We start from the raw sequence: 22671 nt of genomic DNA on the forward strand, positions 1-22671 counted from the left end.
CTCTAATACCCATGGATATTATGAATGAAACATTGCCAATTTCTATTAAAGTAAGTGATGCTTTAGCGACAGAAGTGCAAAATATACTCTCTATTACGAATAAACTATCCGCGCAGTTAAATTTTCACACCATGACCGCAAATTGGTATGGCGATGAAGCGAATATTATGTCGATAAATTTTTATCTTGTCGCTCTGGCTGAGCTTACTCACTTAAGCACTGAAAATGAAAAACTTACAGTAGAGAAACTTGCTGATGACGTAATGCTTAGAGCAAACAACAATATATTTGATTGCCATGTTGCCATCACCGAAGCTGAATTAGCCTTGATAACAAAGCAACCGAAGTTATTATCTGGTTACCTCGCGAAAAAACTCACCAAAGTACTTAATTTAATTGCTGACAAACAACAACTCATTCATATTTAACGTTATTGAAAATAATTAATAGATTGTTTTTGTTGGTAAAAATAAAGTTTATATCAAAGATTTAAGAATTTACTTTAAATAAAACTTAAATTAATTGAACTAAATTAGAGTTAAGGGCTCTTACTTAGCAAGAGATTCTCCCCCTCGATTTAGTTTTTATTGTTGTTTTATATTAGTGTTTTTATATTGTAAGCGCACCTCGACTGAGGGGCGCTTTTTTTTGCTTAAAATAATTAACCTGAACTCCGGATAAGCAGCACTGATGGTATCTATTTCTGATGTTCACCTTGCTATAGTAGTTACTTTATCACCTAAGATTATGATTTACTTGAGTATCAAGCACGCATTATCCAGAGTTCAGGTTAAGTAAACAAATGCAGCACACTTAACTTCAACTAAATGCATTAAATAGTTAAGTTAAATTAATTTGAACTTAATCATAAATACAAGCTCTTACTTAGCAAGAGATTTCCCCCCTCGATTTTGTTTTTATTATTTTTTTGTATTAGTGTTTTATGACAAGCGCCCCTCATTTGAAGGGCGCTTTTTTTTGTCTTTAATACTTAAAAACCAGTAACCTCTATCTCTAACTTATCAATAATATTTCAAGACAGGGATAGTCACATATATACATGCATATACATTTTAATAGGTTTTACCTATTGATGTTATAAATTCAAACGATTGTTCCTATTTAAAATTACGACGTATCATTCTCCCAACTTAACAAGAACTCATTTTTTTAAACAAGTGGAGATACACATGTACCAATCAATTATCAATTCAACTATTCAACCATTTAACGCAACAGCATTTAGCAATGGCGATTTTATTGAAGTTTCTGAAGCTGATGTAGCTGGCAAGTGGTCAGTATTTTTCTTCTACCCAGCTGACTTTACTTTTGTATGTCCGACTGAGTTAGGCGATATGGCTGATCACTACGCACAGTTACAAGAAATGGGCGTTGAAGTTTACTCAGTATCAACTGATACACATTTTACTCATAAAGCATGGCACGCTAGTTCAGACACTATTGGTAAGATTCAATATCCAATGATTGGTGACCCAACAGGTAAAATTACTCGTAATTTTGGTGTCATGATCGAAGAAGATGGTTTAGCACTACGTGGTACGTTTGTTGTTAACCCTGAAGGCGAAATTAAAATTGCTGAAATACATGACTTAGGTATTGGTCGTTCTGCAAAAGAATTGGTTCGTAAAATTCAAGCAGCACAATATGTAGCTGAACATGACGGAGAAGTTTGTCCAGCAGCATGGCAGCCAGGTGCAGATACATTAACACCTTCTTTAGACTTAGTTGGCAAAATCTAAACTAAGCATAATATTGCCGCGATATACAGATGTCGCGGCTAAATTTAACGTAAAAGCAAAATACCTTAAATCATATTCATCACAATTTTCGAAGGAATAAACCATGTTAGATACAAACTTAAAACAACAACTAACAACCTATTTGCAAAATTTAACATCGGCTGTTGAATTGTCAGTATTTTTAGGTGACGACGTAAAATCAAAAGAATTAAATTCCTTGGTGACAGAAATTGCACAAATGTCGCCATTAGTGTCTGTTGTTGAAGCAGATGCAAGCAATGAACGTGTGCCATCAATGTTAGTAAAATCTGTTAAAACAGGTGGCGAAATGCGTTTTGCCGGTGTACCTATGGGGCACGAATTTACCTCACTTGTGTTAGCTCTTTTGCACAGTGGCGGACATCCAATAAAACTTGATAAAGCTGTTATCGAACAAGTGGCAGCATTAGAAGGAAACTACAGCTTTGAAACCTATATTTCTTTAAGTTGCCAAAATTGCCCAGACGTAGTGCAAGCGTTGAACATGATGGCCGCCATTAACCCACAGATTCAACATGTAATGATCGATGGCGCTTTATTCCAAGAAGAAGTGTACAAACGTGATATTTTATCAGTACCTGCGGTTTACCTTAATGGACAAGCGTTTGGTCAAGGCCGAATGACAGTAACCGAAATTTTAAATAAAGTAGATACTAATGCCGGTGCAAGACAAGCGAAAGCAATAAACAATAAAGAAGCTTTTGACTTATTAGTTATAGGTGGCGGCCCTGCAGGAGCAGCCTCTGCAATATATAGTGCTCGCAAAGGTATTCGTACCGGTATTGTTGCTGATAAGTTTGGTGGCCAAGTGCAAGACACTATGGCGATTGAAAACTTTATTTCTGTAAGTGCTACCGAAGGTCCAAAACTGGTGGCGAGCTTAGAGAATCATGTAAACGACTACGATGTTGATATTATGAATAATCAACGTGTAAAAAATATTATTGAAAGTGATGTTGAAGGTGGTTTAATCACTGTTGAATTAGAAAATGGTGCAACATTACAAACACGCTCAACCATTATTGCCACTGGTGCGAGATGGAGAGAAATGAATGTAACCGGTGAGCAAGAATACCGCGGTAAAGGTGTTGCTTATTGTCCTCATTGTGATGGCCCTTTGTTTAAAGGCAAGTCAGTTGCAGTAATTGGTGGTGGTAATTCAGGTATTGAGGCAGCCATTGATTTAGCAGGCTTGGTTGAGCATGTTACTGTTTTAGAGTTCGATAGTACTTTACGTGCTGATGCTATATTGCAAAACAAAGCACGTTCTTTGCCGAATATTGACATTATTGTTAATGCACAAACGACTGAAGTGTTAGGCAATGGAAAACATGTAACCGGGCTTAATTACTTGAATCGTGCGACCAATGAGCAAGAAACAATAGAGCTTGCCGGTATATTTGTACAAATTGGTTTGGTGCCTAATAGCCAATTTTTAACCGACACGGTAGCGTTAACAGAGCGTGGCGAAGTTGTGGTTAATCAAAAAGGTGAAACAAATATGGCTGGCGTTTATGCGGCTGGCGATGTTACCAATACACCGTTTAAGCAAATTATTATTGCCATGGGTAGTGGTGCAACGGCGGCGTTAGGTGCCTTTGATTATTTAATCAGAACACCTAATCCACTAGATAACACTGAAAAATTGAGTGAAGCTGCGGCATAATATTCAATAAACTCTTGAATCTTTAAACGTTATTGTGAAAACAATAGCGTTTTTTATTTTTAAAATTACTCAAGTACGAGCACGTTAAGTTAAATGATACATTAAGTGACTATGTGCTAATCGAACAAACCTGTTACGGCTTGGCGAATATGGGTCACTATCGCTCTAACACTTTCCATGCGAGCGTAACCACTTCGACATAACAATACAATTTCACGAATCGGTTGAGGCTCTTGAAAAGGAATATAATGAATATGCTTTTGTGGTGCATAATTCATCGTTGCTAATTGTGGTAATAAGGTAATACCCATATTGCTTGCTACCATGTAACGTAAAGTTTCAAGACTAGTAGCGCGAAAACTATGATCTTCTTCCGCACCGGCACTAAAACAATAACCCATGGCCTGATCTCTTAAGCAATGACCATCTTCTAAGGTGAGAATTTTTTGATTATGTAAATCATCAAAGGTTACAAATGAACGCTCTGCCATTGCATGAGATGCAGATGTAGCCATTACCAGAGGCTCGTTAAATAAATCGTAGCGTTCAAAACGTGCCATTTCGGGTAGCCAAGGCAGAATCAAAACATCAAGTTTGCCAGTTTCTAATTCTTGCAGTAAATCTTGCGTTCTGTTTTCATGAAGGTAAAAGCTTATTTTTGTGAGGTTGTTATTCAGCTCAGGCATAATGTGCGGCAATATATAAGGTGCCAGCGTGGGAATTAAGCCTATATGCAAATCTCCTGAAAGCGGATCTAATAAAGCTTTTGCGGCTTCTTCAAAATTATTTGCCGCATTCAATACTTGTTGAGCTTGCTGTACTAATTTTTCGCCTGCTGGCGTTAACATAACATTGCGAGGTTGCCGCTCTATTAATGTTAATTTAAGTCGTTGTTCTAGCTTTTGAATTTGCCCACTTAATGTAGGCTGGCTGACAAAACAAGCATCTGCCGCATGGCCGAAATGTTTATACTGAGCTATAGCAGCTAGGTATTCTAGATCCCTAATTTTTATCATAGTTAATATCTATCGCAAAAAGTACTTTAATAGTTAGTTGATTTTAACTTACACCTTTAAGTTTGGCTAGATTGAACTAAAACACAGAATAAACTATCGTGCTTTAGTCATTTTTCACATAACAGTGCATGAAGCATGACAAATGTGAAGTTTAGAAAGTAATAACTTTTGTAGTCAGTTTATAGATTTGAATTTACTAAATATGATGACTAGATATTTTGCCTATTTAAAATAAAGCGAGGTTTGCATGGACATAGCCATTAAAATACATCTACTGGTAGTGATCCCGGCTATTTTATTGGGTCTATTAAATTTAGTGTTAAGCAAAGGCACACGATTTCACAAAATAAATGGCAAAATTTGGGCTTGCTTAATGTTATTGACTTCGCTTAGTTCATTTTTCATTATGCCAACAGGTAGTCTCTCTTGGCTGCATTTGTTTGCTATTGTCGTTATTGTTAGTGTTTCAGTTGGAGTTGTTGCGATCCGAAAACGTCGCAAGCGTTTACATATTCGCTGTATGCTAGGTGCTTACATTGGTACTATTATTTCTGCTGTATTTGCCGCAGCTATACCCGGGCGGCTTTTACATGAAGTAGTCAGTAAAAATATATTCTAAGTCTTTTTAACGCTTTAGGCGTTCGAGCGCAGGAATATTAATATAACTATCATCCCCTTTTTCAATTGCCTGTTTTAAGTTAGCTTTTCGTTTTTTACGTGCAGCAATGCTTTCGTTAAACACCTCGAAATGAGCTTCTTCCATTAAGTCAGCAGCATTTTTATGTGAAATAATACCTAATACTTTACCCGCTTGAATAAACCCTTCAGTACGAAATTTTTGCTGATCATCTTTTTGATGATTCTTAGCGAGCTTAAAAATTGTAAGTAACTGAGTTTTACAACTTGCTAAATACTCTTCTTTATTCATTAAATCCACTCAACTTGATAATCCATTAATAAAACCAAAAAAATTAATCATTCATTTATACACTTAAACCCATAAGTTATTTTGAGCGGTAAGATCAGTTGTTTCACCGCCGGTATTTACCACACCTTTAGGCTCAATAATCATAATTTTACATTCTGTAGCCGCAACCGGCTTGTGTTCAATACCTTTTGGGACTACAAATAATTCACCTGAAGACAAGGTAACAACACCCTCTCTAAATTCAATGTTGAGTTCGCCTTCAATAACAATAAATACTTCATCAGTATCTGGGTGGTCATGCCAAACAAACTCACCTTCAACTTTAACCAATTTAAACTGGTAATCATTCATCTCAGCAATTACCCGAGGAGACCATTGCTCGGAAAACTTAGTGAATTTGTCTTTAAAATTAATAGCTTTAGATTGCATTGTGGCTCCGAAGGAATTTTAAAATAGGTAACCTGAACTCTGGATAAGCGGCACTTGCTCAATGCTCCCTTTAAACCCGTTATCTGGGTTAAAACGTCAATAAATAGCGCACTATTCATAAACGTTTGCCTTGGAAATGGCATAAAATGAAGCATTGATGGTGACTATTCGTGATGTTCACCTTGCTATAGCATTTACTTTAGCACCTAAGCTTTTGATGCACTTGAGTATCAAGCACTCATTATCCAGCACTCATTATCCAGAGTTCAGCTTAGGTAACATTATATTATTCAATAATCTTAAAACCATAAATAGCTAATTCAATCTTTTTATCACCGACCCAATTATCTTATTGGCGGTCTTTTTAGTTCTTAAAGCGCTAGCTTTTGTAGTTTCCAATTAAGCTGTAAAATTATAAATGAATAAAAACAACAGCTTAAAATCTCTTTCCATTTAGGGATTATCGGTTTTTCCAGTTAAGGGTGGGTCTATAGCCCAAAATTCTAGTTAAGCTTTTCAACCAAAAACGGGCAGGAAAAATGAAGTCACTTCGTTATTATTTAACGTAGCACAAGTTTTTAATTAGGAATAGTTATACAGGGTAGATCAGAAGGGAGGTTTTAAAATTACAAACAAAAAGCGGCGAGCTTTTGAGGCTCACCGCTGGTTAAAATTAAGAATCTATTTAAAGCTTTTTTGAGGTTTTCAGTGTTCTCATATAAGACGATATTATATTCATTCACCAGTAAGTTGCGTTCGAGATCTGGCTGAGAATCTAAATATTTAACTAGCGCCTTTAGCTTCACATCATGAATTTTTATCCACCGATTTAAAAGGATATATTTTGTAAAAAAAGCTGTTAACTTTTCCTGTGATACATAGCTATATTTATATTTAACTTCAATGTCAGACAAATCAAATTTTGTTTTCAAAGCATGATATTGATCTGGTTTAAGAAAACACATTTGTCTAATTTTTGCGTTCGAGACTTGTTCATTAAAACTAGGAATGAACTGCTCTTCTAATAATGTCGTGATGTCATCTCTATCAACATATAGTTGATTAAATGATATCGTAACAACAGGTGAGCAATAATAAAGCTGTACAGAATTATCGATCAGAATTGATATTAATTTCGCCAAGTCCGTATTAAAAAACTTTAAACCTTTTCTTAACTTTTCCATAGAAATAAGGTTGTCAACATCACCAACATGGCTTTTAACTATGACCGATTTTGTGAGCATCTTTATAAATAAATCAATCTCATATAAGTGGACAAAAGCGCCATTTAAACTACCTGTTTGTTTTGTGAATTTGACTTTTTTTGAGTCTATTAAGTAGTCAATCGCTTTAATATCTAGCTCAAGTAAAGTCGAAACCGTATCTTTAGACACTTGGTAACAGTATTCTGTGCCATCAATAAGAAACCGTTCTCTAGCTTTATTAATGTACTTGTTATCCACTATGGGTGAACACTTCCCATTTGGCACTATATTTTGCACATGTCTTGGTACCGGAATACTTGGCAATAAAGCTAATCTATTTACCTGTTTGTTCGTGAGAAAAAGTAACTTTTCGTCAGCTAACAATCTAGCTTTTCTAATATCATTCAATTCACTGCGAAACCGTTTTGATATTAACAAGTCAAATGCTTGACTGAGTTGGTGCACAATATCAACGTCACTATCGGGCATTCTACGTAAAGGCTCAAATGCACAATCGTAAGGTCTGGATACTATGACTAGTGCCTTATACAAAGCAGATATATATTCCTCTTTTTCTGCATTAGAAAGTGACTTGAATGCTAATTGATAATTAGGAATATCTGTTGGTATTGCAGAGTAATCCTCCCACTGTAGTCCACACTTTGAACAACCACAGAGTATTGTGGCATTAGAATGTAGTGGGAACTGGCAACAGGGACACTTTTCAATGAGTCTTACCTTATGAATTTCGCAATGCGTGTGGTGTGCTAAGTGCCAGTCCTGTTTGATATATCGACTTTCTTCATGACTACAGCATGTAGTACACACTCTAGGAACTGGTCGTACTATTTTTTTGATGAATCTGTTGTTATCAAAAATAGGTAAAGGAAATGGTTTAAAAAACGCATCTAATTGCTCCGTCTCCAACCTGACACTTTTACTTAAGTTCTTAGCTATGTTTTTATAACGTGGACTGGCGACTTCGTATATCGAATCAGCTAAATTGACACCTAAAACGCTCGCAATGCGACTTCGAGTATCTCGACCATTTAATAGCCCTAATCTCAGTAAATAACCATCAATACTTTCGTTATCTAAAGGTCGGGGACGCACCGGAAATTCCAACGCTATTTTATTATTTTTCATATAAACCTCTCTTTTTTAATTGTTTAATTACAGTACGCATACTCGTATATTCATCGAAAGGGTTTGCGTGTTCTATTCCGTTAATTGAATAATTATATGCTGTTTCTAACACCTCCATATCTACGACTTCATCTTCTTGGGTTTGATAAATGCACTCTGTTAATAAATCAGACGTTAATCGCAATTTCCCTTTGGTTGCTAGGCATAAACGAAGTAACAACCCTCGGTTCTTTTTAACTAACGAAAGCTCGGGTTTTCCTTTTTCATTCGTTGATTTTTTGACAAAATTCATACCTTTCACTTTTCTCGGAAATTTCGATAGCATGCTCTCGATTAAGGCTCCAAAATTTAATATCCCTTTAGCTCCTACGCAGTTAAAAATTGGCAAGGTTTGGAAGGGTAAGCACCTATCTTTAAGTTGTTCATCTATAAAGATGTCTTGAGAATCCTCTGTCCCTAAAATTAAAAAAGGGATCTTCCATTGATTGAGACAACTTTTGAAAAAAAGGTAGACTTCAGACTTAGGGGTGACACCTGATTTAGGTATCCAATCTTGTATTTCATCAAGAATAATTAACTCAACTTTCATCGTTTTCATTAGCGTGCTTACCTCTAGCATGCGTTTGGCAATTGTGCCGCTATTAGGTGTAGGAGCACCTAATTGACTCAATAGTGAAGTTAAAACACTACCAATTGTTGAAGCCAATGAAACATCTACATATGCAACCGGGAGGATTGAAATGGTGTCACTGATAACGGGTGGGCGAGTTGCGCGAACTTGCTCTGAAACGAAAGTTTTACCCGCGCCCGTGGAGCCTTGAACAAGAATTAGTTTAGGCTTTATTCCACGATAGCGTTCAAGTTGCTCGATTGCATTCCATGCTTTTACATAGGCAGGGTGCTTACAAACGACTTTGCTAAATGCTACTGCTTGTTCATGAATTACGTTATTGCTCATTATATTTCCTCATTTAAGCTTATGTAGTTTGGTGTTTATTCTGTGTCAAAAAAGTCGACTGGTCTCTCCCAGTCATCATGAGATCGGCGTTCAGTAACTATTGACTTATCAGTATGATTTTGACCAAATCGGCTTTTATTTTTGTCAATATGTTCACCCATACCACTCGGTTCCTGTGATGCTAACGCAGCTTTTTCTTTTTTCTTCGCCTCAGCTTTTCTGAGTTCAGCAGCCTCACGTTTCTCTCTCATTAACCTATCTTTTCGTTCATTTGGTCCAGTCAGGACTTTATTAAAGGGAGTAAAGGGAAAGTGCATATTTTTTGTGATTTTCTCTGGTAACCCACTTTTAAATTCCTTTAAACTCATACCGCCGCGAACGTTTTGGTTTTTAGCGCTGACTTGAAACATCGTGGCGTCAAGATCATTAATGACGGTAATTTCTGAAATGTCGTTTTTATCATAAAAATAGGTAACCTTAGGGCTGCGAGATTTTTTGGTTGTTGCTAATTCACGTCCCAGTTTTTGCAATTGAGGTGATGAATAAAAAACACCGTTTTTTTGAATGCCTTTGCTCGGTTGAATAGCGCCTTCATCTTCAGAGCCTTTTATGACTTTTAGCATACTCATATCCTGTATCATTTTTGGGGCAAAATTCTCTAATGCTTTTTCGCAATAGTTTGCTGGGGTATCACCATATAGTCCCGAATGAGGGTTTTGGTGATAGTGATCTAAAATAAAGACATCCAATGCATCAATAAATTCTGTTATTGTTACTGTCGCCATATTTTGGATAGTTTGATCATAATTTTTTTCTTCATCGTGTCTCATATACCCCGGCATTGAATCGCAAAACTGACCACGAATAGTTCTATTAAATGACTCTACAAAAGGTTTTTTCCACGGTGATTTGGTCTCAGTGGTGATGTAATGTGTATTCAATTGAGCCATCAGTAATGTAACTTCTTTTGCAACGAACGCGCTGCCAGCGTCACCAAAGATGGCGTAAGGAATGCCTGTTAGCGGCCAGTCATTCATTGCTTTGGGGGATTTAGATTTAGGGCTGACACATTTTTTGATCAGCTCTGTTACCGCAGACGACAGTTCGCTCGGTGACTCACCATAAGAAATGACGTATGCAATGATGCAGCGCGTATAAGTATCAATAGCAATGTAGATGATTGGTACACCAATGAACTTAAGCGTACCGTCGCACAAAAGCCCAACTTTAGTATGAACAGCATCAATCTCAACGCGTTGAAGTGGAAAATCAAGTACGTATTTTCCGCCAGATTCACGGGCCAAACGTCTTGCAGCATCATGGCCTTGGCGACATCGGATCACTTCTAAAGGATCGAGCTTCTTTATCATGTTGTAAAATTGTGAGGAACTGATGCATTTATCAGATAACCCGGCATTGGCACATTCGCTAATGATTGTTTTCAAAACCTGAGAAGCTTTTAACCCGTTTCGTTGCAAATAAAGGTCATAGATGCACTTTTCAGTGATTTTAATTACTGATTTATCTAATCGAGGTGCACGAGCTTTTATTGGCATCTTAATGACTGCGGCGATATCGAGCTCTTGTTCGACATAAACTTTATATTTTCTGCGAAGAGTGGTTCCGCTTGGTGCATCATCAGGAGATATATTATTTTTCTTACATACTCTAGCTATCACTTTTAGAGCAGTCGCCAGAGAGTTTTTGTGGGCTTGATTATGTAACTCGATTAAAAAGGGTTCGAGTAATTCAGCTGCTTTGATGTCTTCTGGCAACGTTAATCCTTGCATTAGGACGGCATTTTCACGCTTTTTAACAATAAGCTGCCCAATTTTAAATGCATGATTTAACTGTTTGGGTGTAAGCATTGTGGCTGCTTTATTTTCAAATGTGATCACTGCAAATTCTGGCTTTATTGCTTCTATTTGAGCATTTTCGCCAAAGTATTTGATACGCATGCCTTCACTGAAAATCATTTGAGAGTTATTCATTATTAAGCTCCTATACGGCTATAATTAATAGAAATTAAAGTCGATTTTGTTAGCATATTTTCGTAATCGAAATTAAAGTAACCATGAGCAATAAGCGCCCAAGCGTAATGAGGGGTTTGGTTGAATCTACTGCATACATCTTCTAGTGTTTTAACGGTGCTTTCTTCAGGCAACGCTTTCACAATCTTTTCAGAGGTATTGAAATCAAGCGGTACTCTTAAAAAGCAGTACAGTTGTTGAAGGTTTTGAATGAGCTTTCCTACACGAATATCTTTTTCAGTTAAAATTTTAAAAGGTACATTCAGTTCCTTTTCAAAATATTCTTTAATCTGCTGAAACTTTTTCTTTTGACTTTCATCTTCTTGAATTTTGTAGGCAGGCTTCACCTCTAAAAAGAAGTAATCGCCATTTGTATCTTCGACTAGGGCGTCTGGGGTGTAGCGAGTTTTTCGATTATTTATTTTTAGTGAAAATGTACAAGGCTGCGTTAAATAACGCTTTACCGTAGGTTCAAATTCTAATCGTAGGTATGCGTCAGATTCTAGAATGCTTTCCGCATACTGGAGTGCTTTTAACTTGTGTGAATAATAGTTAATACTGGGTTTAACTCGGCTAGTTTTAGCGAGTTTTCTAGTCAGCGTCAGTTGTTCAGCTTGTAAAAACTTCTCTTTATCCTTCTTTGAGCTGATATTTTCTATAAAGTTTCTTAAAGTATAATTCACATTCGCCTCGATGTTTGTTTTTCGTGTAACTAGTTTGTTAGTTATTGTTGTAAAAATGACCGTTGTCAAGTAGGTGTAGTTGACAGTGAAATTAATTAATACATTGTTTATTAAGGTTTTATATACCATCTATTAATTCAATTTTGTAAGCTTTTGAACTTTAAGATATTTCAAAGTTGTATTTATCCCTTGTTGTGTTTCCTTTTTTTCTGAAACTGTTAAAACTGTGTTTTTATACAAGTAAAAAAGTTTTATTTTTATTCCTGTAATCCATTCAAAATTGCTGGTTCCAGTCATCTCTTAAGTGTTTCTTCATCAACCCTGTCATATTTTTTGCCATTAATAGTGCTTTCACTCCTTAAGGGCTTAAGAGAGTACAAGCCTTATATCTTATTGTTTTATATGATTTATAATCATTTTGTACATTGAGCATTCTGTAAGCGACTACTCATTAATAATTTGTTAACCCCATACCCTATTAGGGCTTTGAGGAGTACATCATTGTTTTGTAACGTCTTTTTGTGACATCAATAACTAACGAGCGCTAATGCCATGACGAAACGACGACCAATTAATAATTGTTTACCTCATACCCTATTAAGGCTATGAGGAGTACATCATTGTTTTGTATGGTTTTTTATTTAATAACTAATGAGCTTTAATGCCGTAACGAAACGACGACTCACCAATAATTATTTACCTCACACCCTATTAGGGCTTTGAGGAGTACATCCTGTTTTGTATCGTCTTTTCTGTGTCATTAATAACTAACGAGCGCTAATGCCATGATGAAACGACGACTCTTTAATAATTGTTTACCTCATACCCTATTAGGGCTTTGAGAAGTACATCATTGTTTTTAATGTGTTTTCTGTGTTATTGATAACTCACGGACTCAAATGCCGTAACGAAACGACTACAAGACAAAAATTCTCACCGTATACCCCTTTAAGGCTAGTGAGAGTACAAAATTGTTTTATAAGGGTTTATATTGCTTGGTAATTTTCGAGGTTTAAGTGCTTAGGTTAAGTGCTGAGCAAGGAATAGGTGTTTTCCCTGTTTTAAAGGGTAAGAGGGATGTGGCTTTGTTCTAGTGAAGATTGGTCAATGCAGGCACTGTATTAATGAGTAAAAATAGAAGTGAAAGAGGTTGAAGTGAATAATAAAATGACAAAGGAATCTGATTTATTCCTTAGGGCGCTGGTTAAAATAACCCGCGAGGAACATGTAAAAAGCATGATTGAGAGAGAAATACAAAAGCGCTTAAGTAGCTACCCTTTTCTCAAAGACTTACAGTCGAGGCGATTAGACTGTGTTTCACAGTGGAGTGAACTAAATGGCTTCCAATTTCAATCACCTTTAGGGTTGCGTGCCAAGGAAAAATTAAAAAAATGGGAACAATATGGTGATGCATATCTTTTTAGGTACTGGCGCAATGCGACGATTAGTTATTGTCGAAGAATTCTTAAAGGAGGGATGAAAATAGCGGAAGATACAAATACAAACGTGAATGATGAAAGTGAAATAAACCGAGTTAATCAACTCACGAAAAAACGCGAAAAATTAGAATCTTATTTAGACCTCAAGGTGCATAGTGAAAATAAAATTCAGTGTTTTTTAGACAGGTTAGACGGGATGACCTTCTCTGCGATGATTCAAAAATATGAACCAGAGAATTTTTATAAGGACAAAAAAGGTCAGAAATATATTCGACGATTCGCGAGGTTTGTTAACGACGAGCTAGATATTAAAGACGAGGTTAAAGAGTATTTTGATTTGTTAAAGCAAAAGTGAGCACATCAACGATACAACCTATAAATTATGCGAAACATCAAAAATGATGAGGATTTTTAATCAAATTCTTGGGGGTTTTAGTTAGATTAGGAGGCATTGGTAGATACCTAATCCTAATCTTAGTTTCAAGCTTATTGCGACATAAAGCATTCACTAAAAGCCATATGAAATAAGGTCAGCAATGATACGAAAGCGGACATTCCTATATCTATTTTAATCTATCTTGTAGGCTAGTTTTGGGGAGTCACTACACAGCGGATAATAAATATTTTGGCTAATATCACTCTAAATATAATCAATAAAGCACAAAAGCTAATGTCGACTATTAGCTATTGTTTCAAATCGGACAATAGTTCTAATTCAATATGGACTTAAAGTAAGTAACATACTTCTCACCCCACGTTCAAGCAGCTATTCCAAATTAATGAAGGTTCATCGCATTTGTAAATATATTTAAATAGTTTTTATTTTAAAATATATTAAAATATATTTTATTTTGTTAGGATAATATTATTGTTTGAATCAGTAAGGCTATCGAGATGGGCTCAGAGGCAGTTTTTATAAAGCTAAAAGAGGAAAAATTCACGCTGTGTTTTGATTTAATGAATATAAATCGTGATTATAAGCATCATTGGTTGAAGCTGGCTAGTTCAGTTGTAGATATGCTTAATGAGATTTGTAGTAAAACAGATTCATACTTGGGTGATGTTTATTTCGTCCATCGGAAATATAACAATTACAGTTCATTGGACTTTAATCATATTACTGTATTTTGTGAGAGTGGGTGCTTCGAAGTCGATAGAGCGTTTCTTGGTTGGGGGTATGGTGAACCAGTGTTAAGTGATTCAAACTATGAAAATCATACAGTAATTTACAGACTGTTGCAGAAAATTAAATTTGTAAACTTTATTACATAAGGTGCTATTTTGGGTAGAAAAATGTCATTTACTGAGCTGGATATTATTGAAGCTTGCAATCAATTAGAATTAGAAAATAAGACAATAAACGGCACTAACTTGAGACTGCAAATTGGAAGTGGAAGCCCAAAAGTATTATATGATACATATAATACTTTACTTGCAAAAGGCCGAATTAAGTTAATAGCTGATAGTCGAGTAGAAGAACTGGAACTTCAATTAGAAGCCCAACTTGAGGCTCTCCACAAGCAAGAAGAAACTAACAGGGTATTAAAGTCCGCATTAGAATTAGCGCTTGCATCAGCAATGGACTCAGCTGATTACCTTGAGAGATTTGTTGATGCTTCATGGCCACTTAATCCTTTCGAGGAAATGAAAGAAGAACTAAACCGGGGTATAAAGGGGGCGGGGCTTTCATATAAGGATGTTCATGAAAGTGGATTAATAACTTATAAAAAATCATTAGTTGAGAAACAAATTGGATTACTTGCGTCGGTGACAGGAAATGCTGATGAAGAGCTTTGTATTCTTAAGCAACGTTTAGCAGCAGCTATGTTTGTTAACGAAACGAAAACGAGTATTGATTATAGTGATGATATAATACAAATAAAAAATAAAATTGAATTAAGGACTTCTTACTTAGAAAATATTAAGAAAACCGAGAGTATCGAGCGTAACAAAGCTATAGAAATCAAAATACTTAAAAAAAGTGAAAAAGATAGAACAAAAGAAGAAAAAATATTTTTGTTAAAACTTGCCGCATGTGGGTATGAAATGGAATTAGGGTTAGAGTTACTTTTGATTGAATCAGGTATGAGTAATAAATGAATGTGCGGTTTGAAGATAATTATTCATCAAATGCCTAGTAGATGAAACCTACAATTAACGGATTTAATTTAATAATAAAAGGGAGAAATTAGATAATGTCACAAGCACCGGAACGTGTAATTACTATTGCTATAGAGTTTGCAAAAAATGTAAATGAAATTCATCCATTGAGACTTGCCGAAATCAATGAAATCTTTGCCTCAAAAGACGCGTCAATTACAGCGAGGCAAAGCACTTCTGATTCAATAGATACCGGTTTTTTATTTTTAATTCAATGTGTGAGATTTAGGCTCAAGGGAATACTTAATAAATCAACAGATTTTCAGGTAGCTAAAGAAAATTTTCGTGAAGTTGAGTTTTTATTTGAACTGGTACAGCACTTTGGAAGAACCTTTGTTTTAGCTGAAGATTTTGACATTAAAAGGTTTTTTGATTTAGCAGACGCTATTATAGAATTTAACAGTCTGATAGATGACTATCGCCTATTTATGTCAAAATTGGATAAATATGAGGTCGAGAAGGGTGGCGTAGATTGGTTTACACTATTTTTCCGTTATGAGTTAGCTATGAGAAACTTAGTTAAAGATCCTGAGGGGGCATTTAAAGAATTACAATATACAGCTAATAAATCATGGCCTAAGAGTTTTTATAACGTAGGTTATTGCTACTCTATTGGGCGTGGAATTACTCAAGATACAGCCAAAGCTATAAACTTTTATCAACTAGCTTGGGCAGCTACTAAGAACGATGTATCGGCATTTAATATGGCAGTAAATATGTGTGAGCTTGATGATCAACTTAACGCTATGCGTATTTTTGAAATGATTGCTGATTCTGATACTCAGATAGATTTTATAAGGCTAGAGTCAATAAAGCATTGTTATCACTACTTTCATAATCGAGCATTAAATAATCTTCGAGGGGAAGACATGCTTAAAGCTAACAGATTTGAAGCCTTAGCAAAAAAGCATAGCTTAGAAATTGAATATGATTAAAACCCAATTTACTTAATTTACGTTACAATTTGAACACTAAACCATCCATATCGAATGGTCTTTTTATTTCGTTCTAAATAGATGGCTTAGCTTGTTCCTTCGTAACTATATTTCAACGAACTTTCGTTTTAGAACAATTGTTTTCTTTTGAGCTGTTATGTACCAAAGGCTAATATTAAAAAACTCAATGTTTAGAGACTATATCGGAGAAGCCTTAGATAGGTTTAAAGCCTGTATAATCGCAGTGGTGGCAAAGTGTTGGTTATACAGATAAATTCAGGTCTAAATTAGATGGTTTTTTTGACATAGAGTGACGCGTTTCATTTTATTTATGACGCGATATAATTTTGTTATTAATTTTACAATTTTTATCACAAAAGTTCTTAAATTACACTTTTGACTATTTACTTCTGTTATTTGAATGAGGAGAATATGCGTTAAAGGAATTGACAGGAGAAGTATCGCCATGAATGGTGAATCCACATACAAACCAGATTTTATTACGGTTGAAAATGAGCAAACATTAGCATCAGATAATAAAGTAGAAGCAAATAATAACGAAAATCTAACGAACGACCTGCAAAACTCTAGTGCCGATCTAACTGATAGTGAAGTTAAATTGATACACAAACAACGTCAAAAACTTCGACTATTCGACCCAGAAGATGTTTATAACTTTAGACATATTGAGATTGGGTATTTTCAATCTTTCCTACATGTAATAAGTCTGTGCATTTCAATATTTTCAATCATCGGATTTTCTTACTTAATTATTAATAATTCCCAACAATTAGTTAAAGGCATTGGCATGATCAGCGATCTCAATGTGCTAGATAAGCTATGTATGTCCTTCATCGCACTTTATAGTCTGTTCAAAATAAAAAAAACGTTAACTACAAAGGCCACTAACTTTGATAAGCGGTATCGTATAGCAATATGTGCCAATTCTCTGAACCTCATTGTTCTGAACTATCTAAAACTATCATTATTATTTTTAGCACTGATGTTGACGTTCATACAAGTTGAGTACACAGATGAAACGGTAAGCTCTGCGGTTTATATTTTTGAAAATGGGGTGGTGGCTGACTCACTCTCAATTATAACTTGGTTTATATTTATCGTTATGGTGGTTAAAGCATTCAAATATTGTGGTAAAGGTGAAATAAAATGAAGTATTTAATTGGATTAATATTTTGCTTAATGATCCAAGTCAGTTTTGCAAAAGAATCGTTACCCAAGGATTGCTCACACCTGCAAACTGCTATGGAAGCAGATTTTGTATTACTGAGTAAAAAAGAGTTTATTGAACTTGGCGAGTGTTTAGCTGTTAATTTAATTAAGAAAAGAACCCCTTTAAATGTTGTCGAATCATGCAATGAAGTGGATGAGGATAGAAGAAACTTACTTGGCATCTTTTCACTTTCTAAGTTAGAAGCAATTTTGATTGGCCAATGTATGGGAACGATTAATTATATCTACGAACATTATGATAATGAGCCTGTATTAAGTTATAACTATCAAACCAAAATATATCAATGTACAAAGGGAGTTCAAGCAGTCGATATTCTTCGACAAAGCAGAGCTAAGTCATATAGTAGAACTGTCCTTAGAGATCTACTTTGTCGTGAGAGGTAAGTTATGTCTCTTGCTATAGAGCCTTTATCATTTTTAGAAATTGCTCGTCGCGAACTCAGTAATGACTTTAAGAGTACGGACCAATTACCGGACCCTATTAGGAACTGTTTAAATACTATTTTTACTAAAAAAGCGAATGCTAATTTATATCGGCCAAAAGTGATTAATGAAAAAGTTATCGATCAAAAGCAAAATAAGCATCCTCTAAAATTAGGAACAAAGCACTTTGTTTATAATGTGTTAGTGATTTGGTACTTGTTTAATAGTGAAACAGGTAAAACTAAAAGCCTTCTTCAAGAGTATGCGAAATTTGGTATATGTGATGGAACATTAAATGAGTTAATAGAGCTTACAAAAAAGCAATATTTAGAGTTCTTCTGTCTAGGGGTTATTAGAGAAAACGTACAACAGATAATTGAACTCTTAAAATCACATGACTTTGATCTGTTTACAAAGAAGCTACCTTCTCCATTTTCATCTAACAAAAGTAGTGATTACGATATTAGCCCTATGCTTGCAATTTACTCCGAAGATATTCCTTGGGAAAGTTATATGACTCAATATCAATTAGCTGAGGACTGCTTTGAGAATAAAGACTATGTAAAAGCAAAACAAACACTTGTAAATTTAGAAGCAATTGCAGTTATTAGGCTCCCTGTTATTGAGTCACTAAACAAAAAAATCAATGCCGTAGAGCTTGAAACTAAAGAGGCTTGGGATTATTTCCAAAATATTTTAAATTAACTGTTGTTTGTGCGCAGCACAAAATGATTATAGCTCCATTGAATTAATTGGAGCTATTTATGAAAACCATTCACTCACTGTTTAGCAACATTCCATCTTCAGATGTTGATAAATACATTAAAAAAGCATTACTTATTGAGCGTGGATTATGCTCAGGCCTAGAATACAAAAAACTAGGGGGAAGAAAGCTTCATTTAGCTAAACACCTTATACGCTTTAAGCTTGGTCACTACCGTCTAATTTTCAAATTCACCAGTTCTGGCTTTGCTCTTGAAGCCTTGATACAACGAAAAAGTCTTAACCGTTTCCTTAAACGAAGGTAATACAGAACTGTATTGCATTCACATTTATAACGTTAAGGAAATATATAGTGACTAAGAAAATTAAGCCATCTGACAACACTGCTAACCAGAAAAATCGAAACAAAGGTACAGCTGGTACTAACCTCCAATACGATCAAAAACATGGTAATCGCAGTAAACAAAAGCAGCAACAGCAAGGAGGAAATTAGTATGAACTTGTTAACTCATAAAGCTATAAGTACTGTACAAGGCAACTCTAGTAAACAGTTTAAATTAAGTGCATCTGATGAAATCAACTCATTAGTGAATACTATTAATTTTGACAAACTGAAATGGAAACTCACAAAATCAACAGAAGCCACTTGGACACAAGCAATATGCGAGTTTGCAGAACTTGAGTATAAAAAATTTCTAACACTGAAAATGCTTTACCCTAAAGTATCATTCGTACCAAGTAAGCTTGTAGATAAGTTTTGGCATGAACATATTTTAGATACTAAGTCTTACGCTGAAGATTGCAAAAAGCTATTTGGCTCGTTTGTCCATCACTACCCGTATTTCGGCATTTATGGTGATGAAGACCAAAAAGCTTTGCAAGCAGCATTCGAAGAGACAATTAAATTATACGAATCTCATTTTGGCTCATACCCAACTGATGAGTTATTTGGCCAGAAAAGTACTGAAGCGGCACGTTGTGGTGATCATGCTTGTCATGTGCCTACTAGTTGTCGTTGTCGAGTGCCGGGGGCATGTAACTAATAGTAGATTAAACGAAAATGGCCGTGAACCTAGACTTGTTAGCGGCCGCATAAACTAGTAGAAGACGTTAGATACATAGTAGATAACGTCTTCTTTGTGCGGTTATTCTTTCACTCTCTACTATAACAGCACAGGTTTTAGTGCATATTGTCAAACAAATCAATGAAGGGCTATACTCTATTAAGTTATATAACTTCATCATATAAAAATGTCAGAGCGTATTTAATGATCAAGCTAGAACAAAAACAGATGATAATTAAAAAAGTCAAAGAATGGGCTGGCGGAGAAGAGCAGGCATTGCACTGGTACAAAAACGAAATAATTCCAGCAATGCACCTAACCCCAGAGCAAGCGATTGAGCAAGGGCATTATGACACATTAATGGATTACCTAGAGTCAATTAGCTTGGGTGGTTACGCTTAATTAGCTATAAGTGGTAAAGACCTCTTACTCAAAATTTTTAAATTACCCCATCAAACTAAGCAATCAAAGAGCTTTCTCATTCACAAAGCGGTATGTTGTTTTTGCATTTTCGTAGCTAGGATGTGCTAATTTTTTTAAATTGGTAAACGGTTTATATTTACCGGGGCAAATATCCTTCATCTTAAAATTATTCCTAAAACTACTAAAGAAAACATAGCTATTAACTTGGCAAAAAGGAAAGTATTCTCCCATTGTGTGTCCGATAAGGTAGTTTAAATCACCAACAAATTGTATATCTCTGTCTTCGAATTTATGTTGCTTTACCGTATTAATTGGCTTAGTAACTAACTTTGCTGGCCAGTCAATAACCGATGAGTGACGTTTTCCCCCGATTTTAATAAGGGGAGATACATAGCCTTCCTTATTTAAAGGAAAGGGAAACGTAGAATAATAAAAGGGATCTGATTCTTTGTTATTTGTATTGTAATTTACTACATCCTTAGGGTAATAAAGGTGTAGCTTGGATTTTACTTGAGAAAGCTGTTTCACAAAACAATCCCCAGTTTTTGGTAATTTATCGATGTAATGCTTGGCCTCTATTAGGTATTTTATTTTTTTTGAAATACTTTTAACTCTCATTACTTGAGTGTGTTTTTTAGCATTTGATAAGCTTTTGTTTAGCTTGCTTAGGTCGTCACTTATTTTCTCAATACATTCATTTACGGACAGTACATTAGCCTTATATTTTGGTGTTAAATAAGGCTTTGTTACCACGTCGATTAGCTCAACTTCTTTGGTGTAAGGCTCTAGTCCATTAACTGTTAAAGCCATTAAAGGAGCTTTGTAAAAAGGAGAATGTACTTTTGAATTAAGGCATTGTAATTCATCGCTCATTTTCGCTAAGGATAATAAATCATTTTTTATATCACCTTGATAACCCAGAATAAGATGTTGTGACGTTGTAGAAATGCCTTTGAGTAGCTTGTAAGCTTGTTTTTGCTGCACCTTTAGTGGGGAAGATAATTGTAACCATTTATTCATTGCCGCCTGCTGTAAAAGGGCAGATTTATTGTTATCTACTTCGTTATTTATACACATGAGCTCTTTATACATTAGAAGCCCTTCTTCAGGCGAAAGGTACTCATTCCCTCGACTAAAAAGCTCTCTTAATATTTCTGGATTCTCTGCATTTCTTCTCGTCATTTCAAATACAACGTACGGGTCTATACCTTTATCAATATCCACAAACTTATTATCTATGATTCGTGACTGTTTTTTCAGTAAAGGTTTAGCCGTTAAAGTATCGTCTAGAAAGCATGTTTTCTTCCTTAGATTTTCAATTAATTGCTTTTGTTGAGTCAATAAATCTAAATTTTGCATATAAGAGGGGAATTTTTGTAGTAAGTCTTGATTTATATTGAATGAATAATTCATCTAAAACAATAGATTAAAATTAATTTTATTTAATTGACTTTTCTTAGATGGGTGCCAGTTTTATAGGTCGTAATCTATACCTACGCCGTGCACAGCGAATTAAACAATAACTTAAATTACTTTAGTAGGAAGAGAATAATGAACATAAACGTTGTATTGAAAAACAAATCAAACCTAATCAAAACTGTGCGCAGCTACGATGAATTGTCTCCATTTAACCCTAATTACTTAATTACCCAAAATGGGCAATATGAGTCTTTTTACGCACCATTCGATTACATAAATAAAGGTGCGAAACTCGTTATAGTCGGTATTACACCGGGTAGCACTCAGGCCCATCAGGCTTTAATGACATTTAAGTGCCTTCTACAGGAAGGTGTCGATATCGATAAAGCGTTAAAGCAATCCAAATCTGTTGCCTCCTTTAGTGGTGCGTTGAGAAAAAACTTAGTTAATATGCTAAATCATGTTCGTATAAACGACTTGTTAAATGTCAATGATTGTAGTGAGTTGTTTAATCAGAATAATGAGCAAGTACATTTTACTTCTGTATTAAGATACCCAGTATTAAAAAATGGCGTACCACTAAGCTCTGGTCAGGGGATATTAAACATCAAAGAATTAAATGAGATGTTTGAAAATAATTTTGTGCAAGAAGTGAATATATTGCCCGATGCTATCTATTTGCCGTTAGGTAACGGTGTATCAGAACTACTGCACGTTTTAGTTGGTAGAGGATTAATTAAACCTGAGCAGGTTCTGGATGGTTTAACACATCCTTCTGGTGCCAATAATGAAAGGATTAATTACTTTCTCGGACTAAAGTCAGCCAATGACTGTAGCGTAAAAACAAACCCTAAGCGTATTGATGAAGCGAAGCAACTTTTATTAGAAAACATCAATGTGCTACTAGCGAATAAGGAAATAGCATCATGAGTTATTCAATAGTGAGTGCAAAGGTCACTAGAAATGAATTTTTG

At 35.2% G+C, this 22671-nt stretch carries 24 protein-coding genes; 16 read left to right on the forward strand and 8 right to left on the reverse strand.

The genetic code is table 11. The features are described from left to right. Positions 1–11: 11 nt before the first annotated feature. The 3 genes from B6A32_RS08995 (at position 12) to ahpF (ending at position 3465) form a co-directional block, all read left to right on the forward strand. Entirely contained in the window at positions 12–428 is a 417-nt protein-coding gene (locus B6A32_RS08995) for a hypothetical protein (protein ID WP_143327891.1), read from the forward strand. Positions 429–1190: 762 nt separating this feature from the next. Beyond that, the gene (gene ahpC, locus B6A32_RS09000; protein ID WP_085303096.1) at positions 1191–1760 is read left to right on the forward strand and encodes an alkyl hydroperoxide reductase subunit C; all 570 of its coding nucleotides are present in this window, start codon (positions 1191–1193) and stop codon (positions 1758–1760) included. A 103-nt stretch (positions 1761–1863) separates the two neighbouring features. Next, complete coding sequence (ahpF, locus tag B6A32_RS09005) at positions 1864–3465, forward strand: alkyl hydroperoxide reductase subunit F (protein WP_085303109.1); 1602 nt, start codon at positions 1864–1866, stop codon at positions 3463–3465. A 116-nt stretch (positions 3466–3581) separates the two neighbouring features. Here ahpF and oxyR read toward each other — a convergent pair whose 3' ends face one another. Beyond that, complete coding sequence (gene oxyR / locus B6A32_RS09010; protein WP_085303111.1) at positions 3582–4481, reverse strand: DNA-binding transcriptional regulator OxyR; 900 nt, start codon at positions 4479–4481, stop codon at positions 3582–3584. A 247-nt stretch (positions 4482–4728) separates the two neighbouring features. Here oxyR and B6A32_RS09015 point away from each other — a divergent pair, with 247 nt between their 5' ends. Further along, complete coding sequence (locus B6A32_RS09015) at positions 4729–5100, forward strand: DUF2306 domain-containing protein (RefSeq protein WP_085303114.1); 372 nt, start codon at positions 4729–4731, stop codon at positions 5098–5100. A 6-nt stretch (positions 5101–5106) separates the two neighbouring features. Here the strand turns inward: B6A32_RS09015 and B6A32_RS09020 are convergent, their stop codons facing one another. The 6 genes from B6A32_RS09020 to B6A32_RS09045 all read right to left on the reverse strand — a co-directional run bounded on the left by B6A32_RS09020 (position 5107) and on the right by B6A32_RS09045 (position 11860). Beyond that, entirely contained in the window at positions 5107–5409 is a 303-nt protein-coding gene (locus tag B6A32_RS09020) for a hypothetical protein (RefSeq protein ID WP_085303116.1), read from the reverse strand. Between the two features lie 63 nt (positions 5410–5472). Beyond that, positions 5473–5838, reverse strand: coding sequence for a cupin domain-containing protein (locus B6A32_RS09025; RefSeq protein WP_085303118.1), 366 nt, complete (start codon positions 5836–5838; stop codon positions 5473–5475). A 626-nt stretch (positions 5839–6464) separates the two neighbouring features. Next, complete coding sequence (locus B6A32_RS09030; RefSeq protein ID WP_085303120.1) at positions 6465–8189, reverse strand: TniQ family protein; 1725 nt, start codon at positions 8187–8189, stop codon at positions 6465–6467. Then, entirely contained in the window at positions 8179–9147 is a 969-nt protein-coding gene (locus B6A32_RS09035) for a TniB family NTP-binding protein (RefSeq protein ID WP_085303123.1), read from the reverse strand. The genes B6A32_RS09030 and B6A32_RS09035 overlap by 11 nt, the downstream gene beginning before the upstream one ends. 35 nt (positions 9148–9182) lie before the next feature. Further along, on the reverse strand, positions 9183–11138 hold the full coding sequence (locus tag B6A32_RS09040) for a DDE-type integrase/transposase/recombinase (protein ID WP_085303125.1): 1956 nt from the start codon (positions 11136–11138) through the stop codon (positions 9183–9185). 2 nt (positions 11139–11140) lie between these two features. Next, the gene (locus B6A32_RS09045; protein WP_158088473.1) at positions 11141–11860 is read right to left on the reverse strand and encodes a TnsA endonuclease N-terminal domain-containing protein; all 720 of its coding nucleotides are present in this window, start codon (positions 11858–11860) and stop codon (positions 11141–11143) included. A gap of 1167 nt (positions 11861–13027) precedes the next feature. Between B6A32_RS09045 and B6A32_RS09050 the strand changes: the two genes are divergently transcribed. The 11 genes from B6A32_RS09050 (at position 13028) to B6A32_RS09095 (ending at position 20257) form a co-directional block, all read left to right on the forward strand. Further along, positions 13028–13654, forward strand: coding sequence for a hypothetical protein (locus B6A32_RS09050; RefSeq protein ID WP_085303130.1), 627 nt, complete (start codon positions 13028–13030; stop codon positions 13652–13654). 539 nt (positions 13655–14193) lie between these two features. After that, positions 14194–14571 carry a hypothetical protein gene (locus B6A32_RS09055; protein WP_085303132.1) on the forward strand — a complete coding sequence of 126 codons (378 nt, stop codon included), beginning with the start codon at positions 14194–14196 and terminating at the stop codon, positions 14569–14571. A 21-nt stretch (positions 14572–14592) separates the two neighbouring features. Next, positions 14593–15399, forward strand: a complete 807-nt coding sequence (locus B6A32_RS09060; protein WP_085303134.1) for a hypothetical protein — start codon at positions 14593–14595, stop codon at positions 15397–15399. 95 nt (positions 15400–15494) lie between these two features. Then, the gene (locus tag B6A32_RS09065; RefSeq protein ID WP_085303136.1) at positions 15495–16394 is read left to right on the forward strand and encodes an SEL1-like repeat protein; all 900 of its coding nucleotides are present in this window, start codon (positions 15495–15497) and stop codon (positions 16392–16394) included. Between the two features lie 466 nt (positions 16395–16860). Further along, positions 16861–17565, forward strand: coding sequence for a hypothetical protein (locus tag B6A32_RS09070; RefSeq protein ID WP_085303138.1), 705 nt, complete (start codon positions 16861–16863; stop codon positions 17563–17565). Next, on the forward strand, positions 17562–18029 hold the full coding sequence (locus B6A32_RS09075; RefSeq protein ID WP_085303140.1) for a hypothetical protein: 468 nt from the start codon (positions 17562–17564) through the stop codon (positions 18027–18029). The genes B6A32_RS09070 and B6A32_RS09075 overlap by 4 nt, the downstream gene beginning before the upstream one ends. A 3-nt stretch (positions 18030–18032) precedes the next feature. Beyond that, positions 18033–18773 carry a hypothetical protein gene (locus B6A32_RS09080; RefSeq protein WP_085303142.1) on the forward strand — a complete coding sequence of 247 codons (741 nt, stop codon included), beginning with the start codon at positions 18033–18035 and terminating at the stop codon, positions 18771–18773. Positions 18774–18832: 59 nt separating this feature from the next. Then, the gene (locus B6A32_RS09085; RefSeq protein ID WP_085303156.1) at positions 18833–19096 is read left to right on the forward strand and encodes a hypothetical protein; all 264 of its coding nucleotides are present in this window, start codon (positions 18833–18835) and stop codon (positions 19094–19096) included. Between the two features lie 47 nt (positions 19097–19143). After that, complete coding sequence (locus tag B6A32_RS19340) at positions 19144–19284, forward strand: hypothetical protein (RefSeq protein WP_198946895.1); 141 nt, start codon at positions 19144–19146, stop codon at positions 19282–19284. Position 19285: 1 nt separating this feature from the next. Beyond that, positions 19286–19834, forward strand: a complete 549-nt coding sequence (locus B6A32_RS09090) for a glycine-rich domain-containing protein (RefSeq protein ID WP_233131363.1) — start codon at positions 19286–19288, stop codon at positions 19832–19834. Positions 19835–20059: 225 nt separating this feature from the next. After that, positions 20060–20257 (forward strand): hypothetical protein, encoded by a 198-nt coding sequence (locus B6A32_RS09095; protein WP_085303163.1) that lies wholly within the window; start codon positions 20060–20062, stop codon positions 20255–20257. Between the two features lie 63 nt (positions 20258–20320). Here the strand turns inward: B6A32_RS09095 and B6A32_RS09100 are convergent, their stop codons facing one another. Then, a complete protein-coding gene (locus B6A32_RS09100; protein WP_143327892.1) occupies positions 20321–21637 on the reverse strand; it encodes a hypothetical protein in 1317 nt (438 codons plus the stop codon). 192 nt (positions 21638–21829) lie between these two features. Here B6A32_RS09100 and B6A32_RS09105 point away from each other — a divergent pair, with 192 nt between their 5' ends. Further along, positions 21830–22627, forward strand: coding sequence for a hypothetical protein (locus tag B6A32_RS09105; RefSeq protein ID WP_085303165.1), 798 nt, complete (start codon positions 21830–21832; stop codon positions 22625–22627). The last annotated feature ends 44 nt before the right edge of the window (positions 22628–22671 follow it).

It is taken from the genome of Colwellia polaris (assembly GCF_002104515.1).
Classification (GTDB): domain Bacteria; phylum Pseudomonadota; class Gammaproteobacteria; order Enterobacterales; family Alteromonadaceae; genus Cognaticolwellia; species Cognaticolwellia polaris.